The 20,455-nt window shown below is 66.0% G+C and carries 22 protein-coding genes; 1 reads left to right on the top strand and 21 read right to left on the bottom strand.

Annotated features, from left to right (window positions below; translation table 11 throughout):
- Position 1: 1 nt before the first annotated feature.
- From fliP to fliE, 12 genes are read right to left on the bottom strand one after another with little or no spacing between them, the layout of a single operon-like run.
- A complete protein-coding gene (gene fliP, locus STE01S_RS06500; RefSeq protein ID WP_062766124.1) occupies positions 2–787 on the bottom strand; it encodes a flagellar type III secretion system pore protein FliP in 786 nt (261 codons plus the stop codon).
- Complete coding sequence (locus STE01S_RS06495) at positions 777–1,055, bottom strand: flagellar biosynthetic protein FliO (RefSeq protein WP_003041439.1); 279 nt, start codon at positions 1,053–1,055, stop codon at positions 777–779. The genes fliP and STE01S_RS06495 overlap by 11 nt, the downstream gene beginning before the upstream one ends.
- Positions 1,055–1,393, bottom strand: a complete 339-nt coding sequence (fliN, locus tag STE01S_RS06490; protein ID WP_062766121.1) for a flagellar motor switch protein FliN — start codon at positions 1,391–1,393, stop codon at positions 1,055–1,057. Before fliN ends, STE01S_RS06495 begins: the two co-directional genes overlap by 1 nt.
- Positions 1,386–2,315: a flagellar motor switch protein FliM gene (locus STE01S_RS06485; protein ID WP_003041435.1), complete on the bottom strand. Its 930-nt coding sequence runs from the start codon at positions 2,313–2,315 to the stop codon at positions 1,386–1,388. The genes fliN and STE01S_RS06485 overlap by 8 nt, the downstream gene beginning before the upstream one ends.
- Positions 2,312–2,929 carry a flagellar basal body-associated FliL family protein gene (locus STE01S_RS06480; protein ID WP_003041433.1) on the bottom strand — a complete coding sequence of 206 codons (618 nt, stop codon included), beginning with the start codon at positions 2,927–2,929 and terminating at the stop codon, positions 2,312–2,314. Before STE01S_RS06480 ends, STE01S_RS06485 begins: the two co-directional genes overlap by 4 nt.
- 20 nt (positions 2,930–2,949) lie before the next feature.
- Positions 2,950–4,377: a flagellar hook-length control protein FliK gene (locus STE01S_RS06475; protein ID WP_062766118.1), complete on the bottom strand. Its 1,428-nt coding sequence runs from the start codon at positions 4,375–4,377 to the stop codon at positions 2,950–2,952.
- Positions 4,374–4,817: a hypothetical protein gene (locus tag STE01S_RS06470; RefSeq protein WP_003041429.1), complete on the bottom strand. Its 444-nt coding sequence runs from the start codon at positions 4,815–4,817 to the stop codon at positions 4,374–4,376. The genes STE01S_RS06475 and STE01S_RS06470 overlap by 4 nt, the downstream gene beginning before the upstream one ends.
- Positions 4,814–6,145 (bottom strand): FliI/YscN family ATPase, encoded by a 1,332-nt coding sequence (locus STE01S_RS06465; protein ID WP_062766115.1) that lies wholly within the window; start codon positions 6,143–6,145, stop codon positions 4,814–4,816. Before STE01S_RS06465 ends, STE01S_RS06470 begins: the two co-directional genes overlap by 4 nt.
- The gene (locus STE01S_RS06460; RefSeq protein ID WP_062766112.1) at positions 6,142–6,738 is read right to left on the bottom strand and encodes a FliH/SctL family protein; all 597 of its coding nucleotides are present in this window, start codon (positions 6,736–6,738) and stop codon (positions 6,142–6,144) included. Before STE01S_RS06460 ends, STE01S_RS06465 begins: the two co-directional genes overlap by 4 nt.
- Positions 6,731–7,777, bottom strand: coding sequence for a flagellar motor switch protein FliG (locus tag STE01S_RS06455; RefSeq protein WP_062766109.1), 1,047 nt, complete (start codon positions 7,775–7,777; stop codon positions 6,731–6,733). The genes STE01S_RS06460 and STE01S_RS06455 overlap by 8 nt, the downstream gene beginning before the upstream one ends.
- A complete protein-coding gene (fliF, locus tag STE01S_RS06450) occupies positions 7,770–9,422 on the bottom strand; it encodes a flagellar basal-body MS-ring/collar protein FliF (protein WP_003041421.1) in 1,653 nt (550 codons plus the stop codon). The genes STE01S_RS06455 and fliF overlap by 8 nt, the downstream gene beginning before the upstream one ends.
- A 3-nt stretch (positions 9,423–9,425) precedes the next feature.
- On the bottom strand, positions 9,426–9,767 hold the full coding sequence (gene fliE, locus STE01S_RS06445) for a flagellar hook-basal body complex protein FliE (protein WP_003041419.1): 342 nt from the start codon (positions 9,765–9,767) through the stop codon (positions 9,426–9,428).
- A 246-nt stretch (positions 9,768–10,013) separates the two neighbouring features.
- Here fliE and STE01S_RS06440 point away from each other — a divergent pair, with 246 nt between their 5' ends.
- Positions 10,014–10,832 (top strand): flagellin N-terminal helical domain-containing protein, encoded by an 819-nt coding sequence (locus tag STE01S_RS06440; protein WP_062766345.1) that lies wholly within the window; start codon positions 10,014–10,016, stop codon positions 10,830–10,832.
- A 154-nt stretch (positions 10,833–10,986) separates the two neighbouring features.
- On the opposite strand, the gene STE01S_RS06435 is transcribed toward STE01S_RS06440, so the two are convergent.
- The 9 genes from STE01S_RS06435 to STE01S_RS06395 all read right to left on the bottom strand — a co-directional run bounded on the left by STE01S_RS06435 (position 10,987) and on the right by STE01S_RS06395 (position 20,451).
- Entirely contained in the window at positions 10,987–11,439 is a 453-nt protein-coding gene (locus tag STE01S_RS06435) for a hypothetical protein (RefSeq protein WP_062766106.1), read from the bottom strand.
- A gap of 107 nt (positions 11,440–11,546) precedes the next feature.
- Complete coding sequence (locus STE01S_RS06430; RefSeq protein ID WP_255265896.1) at positions 11,547–11,774, bottom strand: hypothetical protein; 228 nt, start codon at positions 11,772–11,774, stop codon at positions 11,547–11,549.
- Between the two features lie 150 nt (positions 11,775–11,924).
- The gene (locus STE01S_RS06425; RefSeq protein WP_062766100.1) at positions 11,925–13,958 is read right to left on the bottom strand and encodes a 3-hydroxyacyl-CoA dehydrogenase NAD-binding domain-containing protein; all 2,034 of its coding nucleotides are present in this window, start codon (positions 13,956–13,958) and stop codon (positions 11,925–11,927) included.
- A 155-nt stretch (positions 13,959–14,113) separates the two neighbouring features.
- Complete coding sequence (locus STE01S_RS06420; protein WP_062766097.1) at positions 14,114–15,316, bottom strand: serine hydrolase domain-containing protein; 1,203 nt, start codon at positions 15,314–15,316, stop codon at positions 14,114–14,116.
- A 12-nt stretch (positions 15,317–15,328) separates the two neighbouring features.
- Positions 15,329–16,132 carry an SDR family NAD(P)-dependent oxidoreductase gene (locus tag STE01S_RS06415; protein ID WP_062766342.1) on the bottom strand — a complete coding sequence of 268 codons (804 nt, stop codon included), beginning with the start codon at positions 16,130–16,132 and terminating at the stop codon, positions 15,329–15,331.
- Complete coding sequence (locus STE01S_RS06410) at positions 16,132–16,908, bottom strand: SDR family NAD(P)-dependent oxidoreductase (RefSeq protein ID WP_062766094.1); 777 nt, start codon at positions 16,906–16,908, stop codon at positions 16,132–16,134. Before STE01S_RS06410 ends, STE01S_RS06415 begins: the two co-directional genes overlap by 1 nt.
- A complete protein-coding gene (locus tag STE01S_RS06405; RefSeq protein ID WP_062766091.1) occupies positions 16,905–17,978 on the bottom strand; it encodes a phosphotransferase family protein in 1,074 nt (357 codons plus the stop codon). The genes STE01S_RS06410 and STE01S_RS06405 overlap by 4 nt, the downstream gene beginning before the upstream one ends.
- Entirely contained in the window at positions 17,975–19,066 is a 1,092-nt protein-coding gene (locus tag STE01S_RS06400; protein WP_062766089.1) for a Zn-dependent alcohol dehydrogenase, read from the bottom strand. The genes STE01S_RS06405 and STE01S_RS06400 overlap by 4 nt, the downstream gene beginning before the upstream one ends.
- A gap of 92 nt (positions 19,067–19,158) precedes the next feature.
- Entirely contained in the window at positions 19,159–20,451 is a 1,293-nt protein-coding gene (locus STE01S_RS06395; protein WP_003041345.1) for an acyl-CoA dehydrogenase family protein, read from the bottom strand.
- Positions 20,452–20,455 lie beyond the last annotated feature (4 nt).

The following is a 20,455-nucleotide window of genomic DNA, read 5'->3' as shown; positions in this document are numbered from 1 at the left end:
CCTATGTCCCGAACGACGAGGCGAGCGACCCCATCGTCAGCGCCCAGCCGTCGACGAGGACGAAGAGCAGCAGTTTGAACGGCATCGATATGACTGTCGGCGACAGCATCATCATGCCGAGCGACATCAGCGCCGATGCGACGATCAGGTCGATGACGAGGAAGGGCAGAAAGATCAGGAAGCCGATCTGGAAGGCGGTCTTGAGTTCGCTGGTGACGAAGGCGGGCAGCAGGATCGAAAAGGGGACGTCCTTCGGGCTCGCATATTCGGGCGCCTTGGCGATCTTGGCGAACATCATCAGGTCGGTCTTGCGCGTCTGCTTCATCATGAAGCCGTGGAGCGCATCGCCCGACCGCACGACCGCCTCGCCGATGTCGATCTGTTCCTGACCATAAGGGGTGATCGCGACGCGGTTCACCTCGCTGAGCACCGGTTGCATCACGAACAGCGACAGGAAGAGGCTGAGCCCGACGAGTACCTGGTTTGGCGGCGTCTGTTGCAGGCCGAGTGCGTGGCGCAGGATCGACAGCACGATGATGATGCGCGTGAAGCTGGTCATCATCAGGAGCAGCGACGGCAGCACCGTCAGCAAGCTCATCAGCAGCAGGATCTGCAGTGACAGGCTGAGCGGGCGGCCGTCGCCGCCGATTTCGCCGACCGCGCGGGTCAGGCCGTCCGCCGCCTGTGCATGCGCCGCAGGCGCCGCGGCGACGAACAGCGCGATGCCGCCGGCAACCGCCGCGCGGCGCAGCCAGCGGCTGCGCGCCGGGGCGGCGTCAGTCGACATGAAAATCGCCTTGGCTGTTGTCGGCAAGGCGCGTGATGCCGTTGCGCGACACCGCGATCAAAATCTGTTGCCCGGCAAATTCGACGACCGCGAGCTTCGACCCCGGACCGAGGGGGAGCACGCCGACAAGGTCGACCGGCCGATCCTGTTTCGCGCCGCCGCCCAGCGGCACGCCCATCTGGACGCGCTTCCACAGCCACAGGCTGCCCCAGGCCATGCCGCCGACGATCGGCAGCAGAATCAGCAGGCGCAGGATATATTCGAGCATCAGGCCCTCCGGTCGAAGCCGGCGATGCCGCGGTCGGGCGCGACGACTTCGGCGACCTGGATACCGTAGCGGCCCTCGACGCTGACGATCTCGCCCTTCGCGATCAGCGTGCCATTGGCATAGATGTCGAGCAGGTCGGTCGCCGCGCGGTCGAGTTCGATCACGCTGCCTTCGGTCATCGTGAGCAGCTCGGCGAGCGTCATCGACGTCGATCCGACCTCGACCGAGACACGCAGCGAAACGCCGGCGAGCAGGTCGAAATTGGGGGCGGTGGCAATCGTCTTGCCTTCGCGGCGGTCGCGCTGCGGCGCCGCGGGCGCGTCGCTGAGGTCAGTCATTGTCCGGTCCTTTTTCGATTTGATCGATCATGATGGCGGCGTTGCCATTGGCTTCGCCGATGCTGCCGAGCGCGAATTTGCGCCCAGCGACGGTCACCGGCACCTGGCGCGGCATGGTGATGGGAATGATGTCGCCAACTTCGAGCGACAGAAGTTTGACAAGGCTGATCTCGGGACGCGCGAGGACCGAACGCACGGGCAGGCGGACGTCCTTGAGTGCCTTGTTGAGCGCGTTCGACCAGACAGGATCGGTCTGCGGCAGGTCGCGCATTTCGGGCACCGGTTCAGCGCCCGCGATTCCGCGCAGCGCCGCCTGCGGATAAGCGCACATTACGGTCTTGCCATCGAAGGGCGCGCCGCGCAGCGTGAAGCGCTGGACGAGCAGTTCGTCGTCGGCGCGCACCGCGGCGAGCTTGGCGCTTTCGGTGGTGACGAAATCGAGTTCGGGATCGATCGGGTGCTTGTCGCGCCACGCGGCGGCGAGCTGCAACCCCATGTCGCGGCCGAGGCGCGCGGCAAAGCGTTCTTCGGCGTCGGTCAGATCCTCGCGCTCGCCCGCGGGCTGGCCCTTGCCGCCGTAAAAGATGTCGACGAGCTGGAGGACAAGCGCGCGGCCGCCGGTGATCAGCACCGGCCCCTTGAGCGGCGGCGCGTGATAGCGCCAGAAAATCGCCGGTTCGACGACGGCGCACCAGTCGGCAAAGCGCATCGTTTCCGCGGGCGCGCGCTCGATCTGCACGAGCGGCGCGCCGAGCGCGCGCACCAGATCGCGCAGGCTGCGCGCGAACTGGTTGCTCACGGCGTCGAGCAGCGGAAAGGCATAGCTGCCCTCCGACCGGCGGAGCAGCAGCGACGCCTGCGCGTCGGCCTCCTGCCGCGCCGCGGCGTCTGCGGCCGCTACGGGTTTGGCGTTTAGCGTCACTGAATCACCAAGCTTGTGAAATAGACATTGTCGATGCCCCCGAACCCCTCCTTGTCGCGCAGTACTTGGTTAATCGCATTGGTCAACTGGCGTTGAAGCCGCTGTTTGCCCTGCGACGTCGAAAGCAGCGCCGGATCCTGTTCGGCAAGCGTCATCAGGACGGCCGACCGGATCGGCACCTCCTGCCGCTTGATGTTGGTGATCAGCTTGCCGTCATAATAGGTCGACAGGCTGATCCCGACCTGAAGAAAGCCCGATCCGTCGGCCAGATTGGTCGTGAAGGGCTGTTCGATCGGATAATAGGTGATCTCATATTTGCGGGGATCGACCTTGTAATGATCGTTGGGAACGGAGACGGTGCCGACCTTCAGTGCCGGCGCACCGCCGCCTTCGCCGCCCTCGCCCGAGGCCGCTTCTTCCTTTTCGCTGCGTACGACCAGCTTGGGGTAATTGTCCTGCGGCGTCGCCTTATGCTCGCCGAGGCCGCCACCCAGATAGATGCCCGCGCCAGCACCGGCGCCGATCAGCGCGGTTCCGCCGACGCCGACCACCAGCAGCTTCTTCATCTTGCCGCCCTTCTTGGGCGCTGCTTCGGGGGCCTTGTCCTTGCTCATCTCGTCGGTTCCTTTCGATATCAGGCAAAGCGGCCGCGGCGGTTCGCGGCGCTGTCGTCATCGCGCGCGTCGGCGCGATCATTGGCGGTTTCGATCAAATGGCTCGCGTCGGGCGCAGCGCCGCGTCCCTGGTTCTGGCCCTGTCCCTGACCCTGGGCGAGCGACGGGCGCCCGGCCTGATCGGGGGTGCAGGTCACTTCGGCACCGGCAACGCGGACGCCCTGCTGGCGGAGATCTTCGACCAGTCGCGGCTGTGCGGCGGCGACGATCGCGGCGGTGCTTTCATGCTGGGTGTCGAGCTTCATCGACACGCCGTCGCCGTCGAGTTTCATCGCGACGTCGAGCCGGCCGAGGTGGCGCGGCATCAGGCGGAAGCTGAGGTCGCCCTTGTCCGATTTGGTCGCGGCGATATCGGCGGCGAGCTGCGCGATCCAGCGATCGTCGCTCGTCAAGTCGAGCGTGCGTTCGGCGAGCGGCGCCGCCTGCGCCGGGGCGCCGATGCTTGTGGCGCCGGACGCGGCGGGCTGATTGAACAGCACGGTCATGGAAGCCCCGCCTTCGGCACGGATCGGCTTGGCCGCGGGTTCGGCGGCGGGCGCCGGCGTAGCGGTGGCGCTCTCGGCCTTCGCAGGCGTTACCGCGGGTGCGGCGGGGGCGTCGCGGCCTTGCGGCGCGGCCGGGGCAAGTGCAGGCTTGGCAGCCTTCGCGGGCTTGTTAGCAACCGGCGCGGAGGCTTCGGGCGCCACGCCATTCGCGGCGGCAGGCGCCGGATTGACGGGCAGCGGCGCGGCAGGAAGCGTCGTCTCTGCCGTCGTGACGGTGTCGGTCGCGGGCGCGCCATCGGTCGCTTCGGCATCGGCATCGCCGGTGCCGGCCTTCGCCGGATCGGTGGCGGCTGGCTTGGCGGGGTTGCCGGTGAGGGCGGCGAGCAGGGTGGCGGCGTGGGCCGCGGCATCCTGCGCATCGGGTTGCGGGACGTCCGGGCCGGCACGCTTGGGTGCGGCCTTGGGCGACGTGTCGTCGGCCGGGATCGCGGGCGCCGCTTCGGTATCGGCGGCGGGTGCCGCCTTGGTATCGGTGGCGAGTTTTTTGCCGCCGACGATGGCGGCGAAATCGGGTGTCACGACGTGCGGCGTCTCGGCGGCGGGGGTGCCGTCGGGGTTGGCGGCCGTAGCCGGCACGGCATCCGCTGTCGGCGCCGCTGCGCCTGCCGCTCCGGCCCCGGCGAGCGCGATCACGCTCGCGGCCGTCGCCGTCGCCTGAGTATCGCCGATCGGCGCAGCGCCGGGCGTGCCGGTCTTGCCAATCGTCGCGGCTCCGGGAAGCGCGGCGAGGAGCTGGCTGAAGCCGCCGTCCTCGCCCGTGCCGCTGGCCGGCGCCTGGCCGATATTGGCCAGAAAGGCCGCGAAGCCGGGCTGGCTCGCGCTCTGGGGCAGACCGGGCATCATTCCGGGCCGCCTTCGACCAGGCGCAGGCTCATCGTGCGGCGGCGGTGCGGGCGGTTCGCGTCGGCGCGGCGTTCCATCTCGACTTCGGCCGACTTGCGGCTGCGTTCATAGAGGCGCACCGCCGATTCTTCCTTCATCAGCGCGCTCTGCGCGAGCACGCCCATTTCGTCGCGGCGCGCGCTGGCGTTGACCAGCGGGGTTGCAAGATTTTCCTTCGCCATGTCGAGCCGCACGCCGAGCTCGCCGACCGTATTGAGCGCGCGGCCCGCGACGACGCCCCGGGCGACCGCGAGGTCGGCGCGCAGCGCCTCGAGGCGGCGCGACAGCTCGACGAGGCTCGCAAGCTCGCCATTGGCGCGCGCCAGATTGGCCTCCGCCATCTGATGTTCGACGGTGCGCACGCGAATGATACGTTTGCGGCGTGCGGTGCGAGCGGTCATGCAGAATATCCTTCGATGAGTGACTGGCGTGCGGTCTGGAAATCGACCTGGGCGCCGGCGGGCTGGGTAACGAATGCAAGCTGGTCGGCGCGCCGCGCGATGGCGGTGTCGAGCACCGGATCGGTGCCGGCGACATAAGCGCCCATCAACATGAGGTCGCGATTCTCTTCATAGGCGGACCAGAGCTGGCGGAAGCGCGCGGCGGCGGCGGCGTGATCGGCATCGACCGAATCGGCCATGGTGCGCGACAGCGACCGGGCGATGTCGATCGCGGGATAGACGCCCTGTTCGGCAAGCTGGCGCGACAGGATGATATGACCGTCGACGATCGCGCGCGCCGAATCGACGACCGGATCCTCGATGTCGCCGCCATCGGCGAGTACGGTGTAGAGCGCGGTGATGGACCCGCCGGTGAGGCGGTCGTTGCCCGCGCGTTCGACGAGCGAGGGGATGAGCGCGAAGGTTGAGGGCGGATAGCCCTTCATCGTCGGCGGTTCGCCCAGTGTCAGCCCGATCTCGCGCTGCGCGTGCGCTACGCGGGTCAAGCTGTCGATCAGCAGCAGCACCTTCTTGCCGTCCTGACGAAAGGCTTCGGCGATCGCGGTCGCGCGCATCGCGGCGCGCAGGCGGAGCAGCGGCGGATGGTCGGCGGGAACCGCGACGACCACCGATTTCTTGCGGACGGCGGGCGGCAGCTTGGTCTCGACGAAGTCGCTGACCTCGCGGCTGCGCTCGCCGATCAGGCCGACGACGATCACGTCGCACTCGGTGCCTGCGATCATCTGGCCCATCAGCACCGACTTGCCGACGCCCGACCCCGCGATGATCGCGACGCGCTGGCCTTCGCCGACGGTGAGCAGGCCGTTGATCGCACGCACGCCCATGTTGAGCGGTTTGGTCACCCGGCCGCGGCGCAGCGGATTGACCTTGCGGCCGGCGAGCGGCCACTGGAACTGCGACTTTACCGGCGGGCGACCGTCGAGCGGATTGCCCTGCGCGTCGATGATGCGGCCGAGCAGCGCCTTGCCGACCGTCACCATGCTCGACGCGCCATGCGGTTCGACCGGCGCGCCGGTGACGAGCGGCATGTTGGTGTCGAAGGGCAGCACGAGACTGCGGTGTCCGCGAAAGCCCACGACCTCGCCGTTCACATATTCGTTGTTCGCCGACCTGATGCGGACATTGCTGCCGAGCGGCTGGGGAAAGCCCGATACTTCCAGCATGATGCCTTCGTGCGCGACGAGCGTGCCGATGCGGCGCGGCGATGCGTCGCTGAGATCGACGGGGTCGAGCAACTGGCGGGCGGACATGGCGAGGCGGCGCGTCATGCGGCGGCGCCCTGGCTGCCGAGCGCGGCACGCAGCTCGTCGAGATAGACCGCCCGGCCATGTTCGATCCAGCCGGCCGAAGTTTCGACGCGGACGGTGCCGCGCGCCATCGACGGATCGCTCTCGATCGGCAGCGCGATCGGCGCGTCGACGAGCAGCACGGCGTCGGCGGGATTGACCCACAGGGTGCGCGCCTTGTCGGCTTCGGCGACCATCGCGGCGGCGGTTTCGGCCTGCGCGCGCAGCCAGTCGGCCTCGATCGGCGCCGCTTCGACGATCTGGCGGACGAGCCGCTCGACCGTTTCGGCGATCAACTGCGCCAGTTCCTCGCTCGGTTCGTCCTGCAGCGCTTCGGCGGCGGCGACCATCGCGAGCAATTGCTGGCGTTCGACCGCAAAGGCGGCTTCGGCGAGGCGCTGGCCTTCGGCAAGCCCGCGCGAAAAGGGGTCGTCGGCGGGTTCGGCCGCCGCTTCGGCGACCGGCGTCAGCGGAGCGCTGCGCGGCTGGCCGAACTGCAGCGGGCGAAAGCCGCCGTCGCGCGCCATCGCATGCGCCAGCGCGGCAACGGTCGATTCGGCCGCGAGATCAGACATAATCATCGCCCCCGCCCGCGAGCATGATCTCGCCCGATGCTGCCATCTGGCGGACGATCTGCATGATCGACTTCTGCGCTTCGTCGACGTCGGTGCGCTTGACCATCGTCATTTCGGCCATTTCGTCGCGGATCGTTTCCGATGCGCGCTGCGACATCGTCGACAGGCACAGATCGACCATGTCGGCGTCGGTGCCCTTGAGCGCGACTGCAAGGATCGCGGCATCGACCGAGCGCAGCACCGTGCCGATGCTCTTCTTGTCGAGCTCGCGCAGATTTTCGAAGATGAACATCTCTTCCTCGATCGCCTGTGCGAGCAACTTGTCCTGCTTCTTGAGCGCGCGGATCGTGCGTTCGGACAGCGACTTGGGCATTTTCTTCATGATCTTCGCGACGTCGCTCGGGCCGCCGATCGGCTGCTTGGCGACGCGCTGGCCGCCGACATTGGCGGAGGCGAGCACCGATTCCAGATCCTCGATCGCGGCGGCGGGGACGGTGGTAAGCTGCGCCGCGCGTAGCACCAGATCGGCCTGCAGGACTTCGTCCAGCGTTTCGATCGCGCGCGCTGCGACGTCGGGGATCAGCACCGACAGGATCAGCGCGCCGACCTGCGGATGTTCGCTGGCGAGCAGCGCGCTGATCGCCTCGACATCCATCCAGCGCAACATTTCGAGCGACGCGGCGCTCGACTGCGGCGCGACCGCGGCCAGGATATTGTCGGCGCGGACATTGCCCACCGCCTGATTGATGACGGTGCGGATACGCGTTTCGGCGCCGATGGCGAGCGCACTGACGTCGCGGCTGCGCACGACGAACTGGTCGAGCGCCTGTTCGATCTGCGTTTCGCTGGCGTTAGCGGCGTCGAACATGCCCTTGGCAAGAAGGCGCACTTCATCGGGATCGAGATGCTTGAGGATCGTGGCGGCGTCGCCTTCCTCGAGCAGCATCAGCAGGATCGCGGCGGCGGCCGATCCTTCGATGGCGGGGCGCAGGCTGACCGCGGGTGCGATCTCGCCGGCGACGTCGATGTCGTCAGCCATGGGCGCCCTCCTGCATCAGCTGGCGGACGACGAGCGCGGCGCGCGCCGAATCCTGGCGGACGAAGGCGCGGACCAGATTGGCGCGCGCTTCATAGCTTGGCGCGGCCTCGATCATCTCGAGCGTGATTGCGCTGCCGCCGCGCGGCGCGTCGAGCGCGGCGCGGTTTTCGGTGGCGGTGAGCAGCGACTGTTCGATTTCGGCATCGCGTTCGGCGCGCGCGGCGGCGCGCTGCTTGGCCGACTTGATCATCGGACGGCCGATGAACAGAAAGGCGAGCAGCGCAGCGAGCACGGCGCCGATCTGCTTGGCGAGCGGCATGAACCACGGCTGGTCGTAGAAGGCTGGAGGGACATCGTCGACCTTTGCAAAGGGACGCTGGCTGATCGCGACGACGTCGCCGCGCGTCTGGTCATATCCGACCGCGCCTTTCACCAGCCCCTCGATCTTGGCGAGGTCGGCCTGGGTCAGCGCCTTCTGACCCTGGTTGAGCGCGACCGCGATCGACAGGCGCTTCAGGCGGCCCTGTGGCTGGTGCGTGACAGAGATTTCGCGGCCGACCTCATAGGCGCGGGCCGAATTTTCGTTGCTCTGCGTGTCGGTGGTCGGCGCGCCGGCGGGCGTCGGCGCGGGGGCATTGTTCGTAACCGTAGTTGCCTGCGGCGGCTGGTTCGACAGCGCGCCGGGGATGCCGACGGCGGGCGGTGTGCTCTGGCCGCTGACGACCCGGCTCACCTGTTCGGTGCGCAGCGCGCGGTCGTTCTCGGGGAAGCTTTCGCGCGTCGCCTGGCTTTCCGACATGTCGACGTCGGCGTGGACCTCGACCGAATAATTGCCCGAACCGAGCATCGGGCCGAGCAGCGTTTCGAGCGCGCGGCGGAAACGGTCCTCCATCTGCATCTGAAGCTGGAAGCTCTTCATGTCGCCGCTGCTGGCGCCGTCGGAAAGCAGGGCGCCGCGCTGGTCGATCACCTGGACCTCGTCGGCGTTCATGCCGGGAACCGAAGAGGCGACGAGGAAGCGGATGCCCTGAACCTGCGCGTCGCTGAGGCTGCGGCCGTTCTGCAGCGTCAGCATCACCGACGCGGTGGCGGGCTTGTCGTCGCGGACGAACAGGCTGGGTTCGGCGGCGGCGATGTGGACGCGCGCGGTCTTGACCGCGTCGATCGTCTCGATCGTGCGGGAAAGATCGGCTTCGCGCGCCGAGCGCAGCGTTTCGCCTTCGATCGCGCGGCTCGACCCCATCGGGAGCGAGGCGATCAGGCTGTCTCCGCTCGGCTGCGCCTTGGGCAATCCCTGCCCGGCGAGCGCGATGCGCGCCTGATACAGTTTGTCGGCATCGACGGTCAGCGCGCCGGTCGTCGGATCGATGGTGTGGCCGATCCCCTGCGACTGGAGCGCGTCGGCGACGGCGGCCTTGTCGCTGTCGTCGAGCCCGGCGAAGAGCTGCGCCTGCGGCGCCGACTGGGTCATGAAATAGGCGAGCGCGGCAAGGCCGATCGCGGTCGTCGTGGCGATCGCGGGCAGGGCGCGCTGGACGGCGGGCTGGCGGACGAACTGCTGGACCGGCGCAAAGCGGCCACCCATCGCGGGGAGGGGCAGCCGGTTCGTATCGGCAACGGGGGCAAGGAGTTGAGCTTCGGCCATGGATTACACCGGCATGTTCATGATGTCGCGATAGGCGGACAGCAGCTTGTTGCGGACCTGCAACGTGGTTTCGAAGCCGAGCGAGGCCTTCTGGCGTTCGATCATTACGCTGACGATGTCGTGCGTGTCGCCGCGTTCATAGGCTTCGCTGAGGTCGCTCGCCTTCGCCTGCTGGGTATTCACTTGCTGCAGTGCGCTGGCGATCGCCGATCCGAAATCGGGTGCCGCACCGGCACCCGCGGCGCCGCCCGCAGCCGCGCCGCCGGCGGCGCGTTGCAGCGCCTGGTTCTGATTGAGAATCGAACTGCGCATTTGCAGCAGTCGGCTCTGGTCAATCGTGCTCATAAGCTTTCATCCGTCCTGGTGCGCGGCGGTTCGCCGCACGCACAAAGAGTAATGCAAAGCCCGTGCCAAAAATTCTTTTCGTTGAAAAACAGATGTTTGATAGAGTGCTTCTGTCGCGCCCCGCGCTCCGCGGCGTTTTTTTGACGCGCCGGCTTAATCCGCCGCCGCCGCCGCCGTTACAGCTTTCGTGACCGCTCGCTGAGCCCTCACACCACGGGAATGGCCAAGGGGCCGGAAAGGAACATTATGACTGTCATCAACACCAATGTGAGCGCGCTTCGCGCCCAGAACAGCTCGCGTGTTGCCAATCGCATGCAGTCGCAGGCTATGGAACGTCTGTCGAGCGGCAAGCGCATCAACAGCGCCAAGGACGACGCCGCCGGCCTCGCCGTCGCAACTCGCATGCAGGCTGCCTCGCGCGGCTTCACCCAGGCGATCCGCAATGCCAACGACGGCATTTCGCTGGCGCAGACCGCCGACAGCGCTGCTGGCAGCGTTTCGGACATCCTGGTTCGTATGCGCGACCTGGCGATGCAGGCTTCGACCGGTACTCTCAGCGATGACGACCGCGGTCTGGTGCAGAAGGAAGTTACCGCGCTGATCTCGCAGATCGGCGACATCGTCGGCCAGACGACGTTCAACGGCAACAAACTGCTCGACGGCAGCGTCACCTCAGGCTTCGATATCCAGACCGGCATCAACACCGGTGAAAAGGTGAACATCACGATCGGCAAGCTCGATGCGACGACGCTGGGCGTCAACGGGCTTTCGGTTGCCACGGCTTCCAACGCGACCGGTGCACTGGCGACGCTCGACACCGCGATCACCACGGTCGCCGGCGAACGCGCCAACCTCGGTGCGCAGCAGAACCGTCTTGAAGCGGCTGTCGATAATTTGACGTCGCGTGTCACCAATCTGGACGAATCGCGCTCGCGCATCGAAGATGCCGACTTCTCGGCTGAATCGACGAAGCTGGCGGCGGCGCAGATCCTGTCGCAGGCTTCGACGGCGATGCTCGCCCAGGCGAACCAGAGCGCCCAGGGTGTGATGAACCTGCTGCGCTAAGCGCGGAACATCGCAAACATCTCAGGCTATATTTGGTTGGTCCCTTTAATAGCCTGATCGGATGCCCCGGCTCCCCACAGCCGGGGCATCTTTTTGCGTACGGAAGGTCGCCAGTCGGAGAGCGGATGGCCGATTTGGGGTGGAGAGCGGACCGTCAGGTTTTGGCGTCCGCTGGCCAAAAGCAGTTGAGCCGCATAGCTTGGGCAACTGCCCCAAAAGTTGCAAATGAAAGCAGCATCGCTCCAGATACGAATTGTCCTATGCCAAGAAAGCCAAGGACAATAGAAGCAAGCAGCCCGTAAACGGCGACCGCAGAAAGACGCCAATCCATCCCTTGCATGAATAGTCCATATTTTAGGGCCTGCCTGTTCGACTCGAACCCTAAATCCTTGGTCGATCTCATCCCCTTACCAAACATCCACCGCACAATGAAAAGCTCAGCGATGAGAAACATCGCCCCCGCAGCCATGTAGAGCGGTATGCTATACTCTAATCCTAATGGCACTGAGGCAAGCGCCACAGAAATACAGATCGCCCCGATAACGGCGATCCTGCTCGCGATTTTTTCGACAAAACGGCCAAACCGGGAGGAGGCGTGCTCTGTCATTTCTCGCTTTTATCCAACGGGCGAATGTCCGCAAACGGGAATCGCTCCGGTCATTTTGAATGACGGAGTTCGGTCGATAACCGGACCCACTTCGGCCCGGCACCATTTCAATAAAAATCCGCTGTCTCGCCGCCATCGAGCCTTTTGGTGCGATGCACTTGCGTGGGCGCTTTGCTGTCGCCGGCGCGCAATTCCAGCCGGCCGTTCACCCGCCGCACCTCTGCGGGTGCCACTATGCGCGCGCGGGCGATGCCCACGGCGCTTGCCTGCGGCGGCGGGGCTTGCGCCGCCGTCGGTGCGCCCGCGGCGACGAGCAGGGCGAGGGCGAAGGACATGGCATTCATGCTCTGCCCTAACGGCCGATGCCGCCATGATCTTAACCCTGAATCGCTGCTGTTTTTGCGGGCGGTCGCCGTGATTTTGAGAAAAGAAGGGCCGCCTGACCCAAGCGGGGACAGGCGGCCCTTTCTTCGTTTCGTTCTGGCTTAGAAGCCCGCTTTCGCCGCGGCCTTCTCGGCGAGCAGCGGTGCCACCGTGAAGCCGTGCTTTTCCAGCGCCGCGGCGATCTTGTCGGTGCCTTCGAGGCCAGCCCAGAACATCGGACCGCCGCGATAGACCGGCCAGCCATAGCCATAGATCCACACCACATCGATGTCGCTCGCGCGCTGTGCCTTGCCTTCGGCGAGGATCAGGGCGCCTTCGTTGACCATCGGATAGAGCGTGCGTTCGACGATTTCCTGATCGCTGATCTCGCGCTTCTGGATGCCCGCCTTCTGGCGGAACTCCTCGATGATCTCGGCAACGCGCGGGCTTTCCGACGGATTGCGCTTGTCGTCATAGTCATAGAAGCCCGCCTGCTTCTTCTGGCCCCAGCGGCCCTCGGCGCACAGCGCGTCGCGGATGCTTTCGATCCGGTTCGGGTCGCGGTGCCAGCCGATGTCGACGCCGGCAAGGTCGCTCATCTGGAACGGTCCCATCGGCATGCCGAAATCGACATGCACCTTGTCGACCTGCGCCGGGGTCGCGCCTTCGAGCAACAGCTTCTGCGCCTCGATCTGGCGCGGTGCGAGCATGCGGTTGCCGATGAAGCCGTGGCAGACGCCGGCGACGACGGCGACCTTGCCGATCTTCTTGCCGATCGCCATCGCGGTCGCCAGCACGTCGGGCGCGGTCTTGTCGCCGCGCACCACTTCGAGCAGCTTCATCACATTGGCGGGCGAAAAGAAGTGCATGCCGAGCACGTCGCCGGGTCGGCTCGTCGACGCCGCAATCTCGTTGACGTCGAGGTAGCTGGTGTTCGACGCCAGAATGGCGCCGGGCTTTGCGATCTTGTCGAGCTTGCCGAAGATGTCCTTTTTGACGTCCATATTCTCGTAGACCGCCTCGATGATGAGATCGCAGTCGGCGAGCGCGTCGAGTTCGAGTGCGGGGGTGATGAGCCCCATCATCTGATCGACCTGTTCGGGCTTGAAGCGGCCCTTCGCGGCGCTGGCATCATAATTTTTGCGCACCACGCCCAGACCGCGGTCGAGCGCTTCCTGCTGCATCTCGACGATGGTGCAGGGAAAGCCCTTTTGCAGGAAATTCATCATGATGCCGCCGCCCATCGTGCCGGCACCGATGATGCCGACCTTCTTGATGTCGCGCAGCTGCGTGTCCTTGGGCAGGCCGTCGATCTTCGCCGCCTGGCGTTCGGCGAAAAAGATGTGGCGCTGCGCCGCCGACTGGCTGCCCATCATCAGCTTCATGAATTCCTGGCGTTCGAAGGCGAGCCCTTCGTCGAAGGGCAGGCGCGTCGCCGCCTCGACGCAGGCGAGGTTCGCATAAGGCGCCTCGAACCCGCGCCAGCGCTTCGCGTTCGCGGTCTTCAGCTTTTCGATGACGCCGACGTCGCCGAACACGGCGCGCTCGCGCGTCGGACGCGGTCCGTCGGCGATCTTGGCGCGGGCAAAGGCGATCGCGTCGGCGGCAAGGCTGTCCTCACCCGCCAGTTCGTCGACAAGGCCCATCTCCTTCGCGCGTGGCGCGGGGACGGGGTCGCCGAGCGAGGTCATCGTCGCGGCGGCTTCGACCCCGACGACGCGCGGCAGGCGCTGCGTGCCGCCCGCGCCGGGCAGCAGGCCCAGCTTCACCTCGGGCACGCCGAGCTTCGCCGACGGGACCGCGACGCGATAATGACAGACGAGCGCGGTTTCGAGGCCGCCGCCGAGCGCGGTGCCGTGGATCGCGGCGACGACCGGTTTGGTCGCGGCTTCGATCATGTTGAGTACGGCGTTGAAATCGGGACCGCGCGGCGGCTTGCCGAATTCGCTGATGTCGGCGCCGGCGATGAAGGTTGCGCCATCGCAGCGCAGCACGATCGCCTTGACGCCGTCATCGGCAAGCGCGGCTTCGAAATTATCCTTCAGCCCCTGCCGGACATGCCACGACAGGGCGTTGACCGGGGGATTGTTGACGATGACGACGGCGATCTCGCCATCCTTCTGCATCGTGACGGAAACGGGGGTTTCATCGGACATGGGAAAGCTCCTCTCAATCTAAAGCCTGTCAGCAAAGCCTTGTGCCCCCGCGAAGGCGGGGGTCCATCACCGGACGGCACGATTTGGCACCGTCAGGAGATGGGTCCCCGCCTTCGCGGGGACACAGGCATTTTCATTCGAACATATACATCATTTCAGTCGTCGATCGCGGCGTGGACGAGGGTCTTGACCTCGCGCCGCACGGGATAGGTGGACGAGGGCATGAGCTGGGTCATGAACACCATGCAGATTTCTTCGATCGGATCGACGAAGAAGCCGGTCGAAAACATGCCGCCCCAATAGAAATCGCCCGCCGAACCGGGAATGCCCGCCGCCGCCGGGTCGAGCGTGACCGCGAAGCCGAGCCCGAAGCCGACCCCGGCATTTTCGTCCTCGGAAAAGATGCCGACGCTATGCTGCGTCAGGTCTCCGCCGCCGACGAGGTGGTTCGCGGTCATCAGGGCGAGCGTCTTGCGGCTGATGATCCGCGTGCCGTCCAGCTTGCCGCCGCCGAGCAGCATCAGGCAGAAACGGTGATAGTCGGCGAGCGTCGAGACGAGCCCGCCGCCGCCCGAATGAAAGCTGCGGTCCTTTGCCCAGCGGCTACGGTCGCCGCTGTCGAAGCCCTTCATCTTGTCCTTCGGGTCGAAGGCGTAGCAGTCGGTCAGCCGATGCTGTTTGTCCGCAGGCACCTTGAACCCGGTATCGACCATGCCGAGGGGGCCGAAGATGCGCTCTTGCAGCACTTGGGCAAAGGGCTTGCCCTCGATTCGCTCGATCACTGCGCCTAGGACGTCGGTCGCCATCGAATAATTCCAGTGCGCGCCGGGATCGAACTGCAGCGGAATTTTCGCGAGCCCCGCGATGAAGCTGTCCATCGTATAATCGGCATCGAAATCATCGATCTTGGTCTTGCGATAGGCGGCGTCGACGGGGGTGCGCTCCTGAAAGCTGTAGGTGAGGCCGGCGGTATGGCGCAGCAGGTCGACCATCAGGATCGGGCGCACCGGCGGCCGGGTCAGGAAGGGCACATTGCCGCCGCCCGCAACGAAGACGCCGGTGTCCTTGAACTCGGGGCAAAATTTGACCAGCGGGTCGGACAGCGCGACCTTGCCCTCCTCGACCAGCATCATGAAGGCGGTGCTGGTGATCGGCTTGGTCATGCTGGCGATGCGGAAGATCGCATCCTCCTTCAGCGCCTCGCCCGGACGCGCCTCGCCGATGCACGACAGATGCGCGATCTCGCCGCGCCGCGACACCAGCGTCGCCGCATGCGGCAGGCGGCCGGCGCCGACATATTTGGCGTCGAGAAAGGCGGGAATGCGGTCCAGCCGCGCGGTATCGAATCCGTGACCCATGGGGCGTCGTCCTTAGTGCGATGTCTGGCCGAGAAGCTGGCGCGTCACCGGGTGCGAGCTGGTGAGGCCCCCGTCAACCGCAATCGCCTGTCCGTTGACGTAGCTTGCCTGGTCGCTGAGCAGGAAGAGCGCGACATTGGCGAGCTCTTCGGGCTGGCCGGCGCGCTTCAGCGGGTTGAGCTGGCCGATCTTGTGGGTGACGCCCTTCTCCTTTGCATAGTCGAAGGTCGGTTTGGTCATCCCGGTTTCGGTGAGGCCGGGGCAGATCGCGTTGACGCGCACATTGGCCGACGTCATCTGCTGCGCCGCGGTCTTGGCGAGGTTGATAACCCCCGCCTTCGACGCCGAATAGGCGGCCGGGCCGGCGCCCGAATTGATCCCCGCGACACTGGCGGTCAGCAGGATCGCGCCGCCGCGGCCCTGATCGACCATCGCCTTGCCCGCATGCTTGACCATCAGCGCCGGGCCGATCAGATTGACGCGCAGCGTTTCGGCCCAGGCCTCGGGCGAGATGTCGAAGATGCCGCCCATGTCGCCGATGATCCCGGCGTTGGCGAAGGCGATGTCGACCCCGCCGTAATTTTCCTGTGCGGTCGCGACCAGCCGTGCAACATCGGCCTCGACCCCGGCATCGATTTCCAGCGCGACGACGGTGCCGCCTGCGTCCTTTACCGCCTGCGTCGTGTCATGCACCGCCGCGCTCTTGTCGCCGATGACGAGTTTCGCGCCTTCGGCGGCGAAGCGCAGCGCGCTTGCCCGGCCGATGCCGCTGCCCGCGCCGGTAATGATCGCGATCTTGCCGTCCAATGCGCCCATCATGCGCCTCCCGATATCGTGGCTCCGCCATCGCAGACGATGGTCTGGCCGGTTGTGAATGCCCCCGCCTTGCTGGCAAGAAAGACCGCCGCGCCGGCGATCTCGTGCGGTTCGCCGATGCGCTTCAGCGTCGAAGCCGCGGTGGAACGCCGAAGATTCTCTTCATTTTCCCACAGCGCGCGCGCCATGTCGGTGCGGATCAGGCCGGGCGCGATGCAATTGACGCGGACACCCCTCGGACCGAATTCGACCGAGAAATTGCGCGCCACCTGCATGTCCGCCGCCTTGGAAATCCCGTAGGCCCCGATGATCGGCGATCCCTTGAGCCCGCCGATCGAACTGATGATCGTGATCGATCCTTCGCCCCGCTCCAGCATTTCGGGGGCGACCATCGAAATCAGCCAGTGATTGGACAGGATATTATTGTCCATGATCTTGCGGAACTGGTCGTCGCTGATTCCAAGGCCGGGGCCGTAATAGGGGTTCGACGCCGCGTTGCAGACGAGCGCGGTGATCTTGCCGAAGGCGGCGCGTGTCGCGTCGACGAGATGCTGCAGATCCTCCTTCGACGAGATGTTCGCGGCAACCGCAATCGCGGTCCCTTCGCCAAAGCGCGCGTTGATCGCCGCCGCGGTCTGATCGCACGCATCCTGCTTGCGGCTCGAGATGACCACCTTGGCGCCCTGTTCGGCCATCGCTTCGGCGGTCGCCTTGCCGATGCCGCGCGACGATCCGGTGATCAGCGCGACCTGCCCGGTCATGTCGAACAGGCTCATGCGCCGGCCTGCTGCGCGAAGTGCCACGCCTTTTGCGCCAGCGGCAGGACGCGTTCGGACATTGCCTTGGCATGGGCCGACGATGCGGTGCCGTCGATGACGCGCATCTTGATCCCCTGCATGATGCCGGCGAGGCGGAAGAAATTATAGGCGAAATACCAGTTCATGTCGGGAACGCTGTCGCGCCCGGTCGCGGCGCAATAGCGATCGACCACCTCGTCGAGTTCGGGAATGCCCAGCGCCGCGCGGTCGAGGTCCATCACCCCGGAACGGCCGCCATTTTCGGTCACCCAAGCCATTGCGACATAGGTGAAATCGGCGAGCGGATCGCCAAGCGTCGACAACTCCCAGTCGAGCACCGCCAGCACCTGGGGCCGGTCCTTGGCCCAGATCATATTGTCGATCCGGTAATCGCCGTGGACGACGCTGGTGCGCGTCTGTTCGGGCAAGGTCGCGGGCAGCCATTCGATCAGCCGCTCCATCTCGTCCATCGTCTCGGTCTCGGACAGCCGGTACTGCTTGGTCCAGCGATCGACCTGGCGCCCGAAATAATTGCCCGGCTTGCCGAAGTCCGAAAGCCCGGCGGCTTCGACATCGACACTGTGCAGTGCGGCGAGCGCGTCGATCATTGCGAAATAGGTCGCGCGGCGGTTTTCGGGGGTCGACCCCGGCATCGATCCGTCCCAGATGGTGTGGCCGTCGACCATCCCCATCACATAGAACCAGCTGCCGACCACGCTGTCGTCGGTGCACAGGCCATATTGGCGCGCGACCGGATAGCCCATTTTGTGAAGCCCAGCCTGCACCTTATATTCGCGGTCGACGGCGTGCGCCGAGGGGAGCAGCGGACCGAAGGGTTTGCGCCGCAGCACATAATTGCCCGACGGCGCCGAAATCTTGTAGGTCGGGTTCGACTGGCCGCCGGCAAATTTGCTCTGCGTCAGCGGGCCTTCGAACCCTTCGACATTGGCTTCCATCCAGGCGGTCAGCTTCGCTTCGTCGAGGACGTCGGCCCCCTCGGGCGCGACGGTGCCGCTGAAGGCCTTTTGCGCGTCGATTGTTTCCGTCATTGGTCGAACACGATCACCGACCGCGCGGCATCGCCCTTTCGCATCTTGTCGAAGCCTTCGTTGACCCGGTCGAGCGGGATCGTCTCGGCAACGATGCTGTCGAGATCGAGCAGGCCGCGCAGGTAGAAATCGACCAGCCGCGGAATGTCGACCGGGAAGCGGTTGCCGCCCATGATCGCGCCCTGCAGCTTCTTGCCCGAAAGCAGATCCATCGCGCCCAGTCCGACCTTTTCGGACAGCGGCATCATGCCCAGGATCGTCGCGGTGCCGCCGCGGCGCAGCGACGCAACCGCGAGGCTGGCGGAGGCGGGGCGCCCGACCGCTTCGACCGCATGGTCGACGCCGCCCTTGGTCATTTCGACGATCTGTTTGGCGGCATCGTCGGCGAGCGCGTCGATGACATCGGTTGCGCCGAGCTTAATCGCCAGTTCGCGCTTTTCGGGAACCGGGTCGGCGGCGATGATGCGTCCGGCGCCTGCGATCTTGGCGGCGTTGATCGTCGCGAGCCCGACGCCGCCGCAACCGACGACCGCGACCGTTTCGCCCGGCGTCACCTTGCACGCGTTGAAGATGGTGCCCGCGCCGGTCGTGACCGCGCAGCCGATCACCGCCGCGCGGTCGAGCGGCATTTCGGGATCGATCGCGACGCACGCATGTTCGTGGACCAGCATCACCTCCGAAAAGGCGCTGAGGTTGAGCATCTGGTTCACCGGCGATCCGTCGGGGCGCGTGATGCGCGGTGCCGATCCGGCCGGTCGGCGCGTCTCGCCGCCTAGGCACAGCGACATGCGACCGGTAACGCAATATTCGCAATGGCCGCAAAAGGCGCTGAGGCAGGTGACGACCGCGTCGCCCGGCTTCACCGTGCGGACTTCGCTACCCACCGCCTCGACGATCCCGGCAGCTTCATGGCCGGGGATGGCGGGCAGGGGGTGCGGATAGGCGCCGTCGATGAAGTGCAGGTCCGAATGGCAAAGCCCGCAGGCGGCGGTGCGGATACGCACCTCGTGCGGGCCGGGCTTGTCGACGACGACCTCCTCGATGACGAGGGGCTTGCCGGGTTCGATCAGGACGGCGGCTTTGGTCAATGTATCTTCTCCGTTCGGTTCGAGCGACGTCGAGAACCGGTTGTGGCCGTTCGTGTCTCGACTTCGCGCGACACGAACGGACGTAGGACGGTTTAACGCGTAACGCCGATGTCGCCCGACGAGAAACGATCATCCTGCGCGGCGGGCGAATGTTTCGCCAGTTCGATGCGCGCGATGGCGCGGGCGTGGACTTCGTCGGGACCGTCGGCGATACGCAGCGTGCGCTGGCCGGCGTACATTTTGGCGAGGCCGAAATCTTCGCTGACGCCGCCGCCGCCATGCGCCTGGATCGCATCGTCGATGATCTGCAGCGCCATGTTCGGCGCCTGCACCTTGATCATCGCGATCTCGGCCGCGGCCGACTTGTTGCCGACCTTGTCCATCATGTCGGCGGCCTTCAGGCAAAGGAGGCGCGTCATTTCGATGTCGATGCGCGCCCGCGCGATGCGCTGTTCCCAGATGCTGTGCTCGGCCACGGTCTTGCCGAAGGCGACGCGCGACTGGAGCCGCTTGCACATCCGTTCGAGCGCTTCTTCGGCGACGCCGATCGTGCGCATGCAATGGTGGATACGCCCGGGCCCGAGGCGGCCCTGCGCAATCTCGAAGCCGCGGCCTTCGCCGAGCAGCATCGCATCCTCGGCCTTGACGCGAACGTCCTTGAGCTCGATTTCCATATGACCGTGCGGCGCATCGTCATAGCCGAACACGGGCAGGTGGCGCAGGATGTTGATGCCCGGCGCGTCCATCGGGACCGCCAGCATCGACTGCTGCGCGTGGCGCTTGGCGCCGAAGTCGGTCTTGCCCATGACGATCGCGACCTTGCAGCGCGGATCGCCCGCGCCCGACGACCACCATTTGACGCCGTTGATGACATAGTCGTCGCCGTCGCGTTCGATCCGCGTTTCGATGTTCGTCGCATCGGACGAGGCGACCGCGGGTTCGGTCATCAGGAAGGCCGACCGAATCTCGCCATTCATCAGTGGGGCGAGCCATCTGTCCTTCTGCGCGCGGGTGCCATAGCGGTGGAAGACTTCCATATTGCCCGTGTCGGGCGCCGAGCAGTTGAATACCTCGCTCGCGAAGCCGACGCGGCCCATTTCCTCGGCGCACAGCGCATATTCAAGGTTGGTGAGCCCCGGGCCTTCGAATTCGAACGTCTCGTCGACATGGTGGTGCGCACTGCTGCGCGGCGGCATGAACAGGTTCCAGATGCCAGCGGCCTTCGCCTCGGCCTTCAGATCCTCGACCACCTGGATGACTTTCCAGCGGTCGCCGCTCGCATCCTGCTGTTTGTAGGTCGCAACGGCGGGGCGGATCTTGCGGTCGATGAACTCGCGCACCCGGTCGCGCCAGTGCACCTGCCGGTCGGTGAAGTCGAAATCCATCGCT

The sequence above is a fragment of the Sphingopyxis terrae subsp. terrae NBRC 15098 genome (genome assembly GCF_001598815.1).
In the GTDB taxonomy this organism is placed as follows: domain Bacteria; phylum Pseudomonadota; class Alphaproteobacteria; order Sphingomonadales; family Sphingomonadaceae; genus Sphingopyxis; species Sphingopyxis terrae.
Note: the sequence above shows the minus strand (reverse complement) of the source record. Positions and strands in the feature narration are given on the sequence as shown.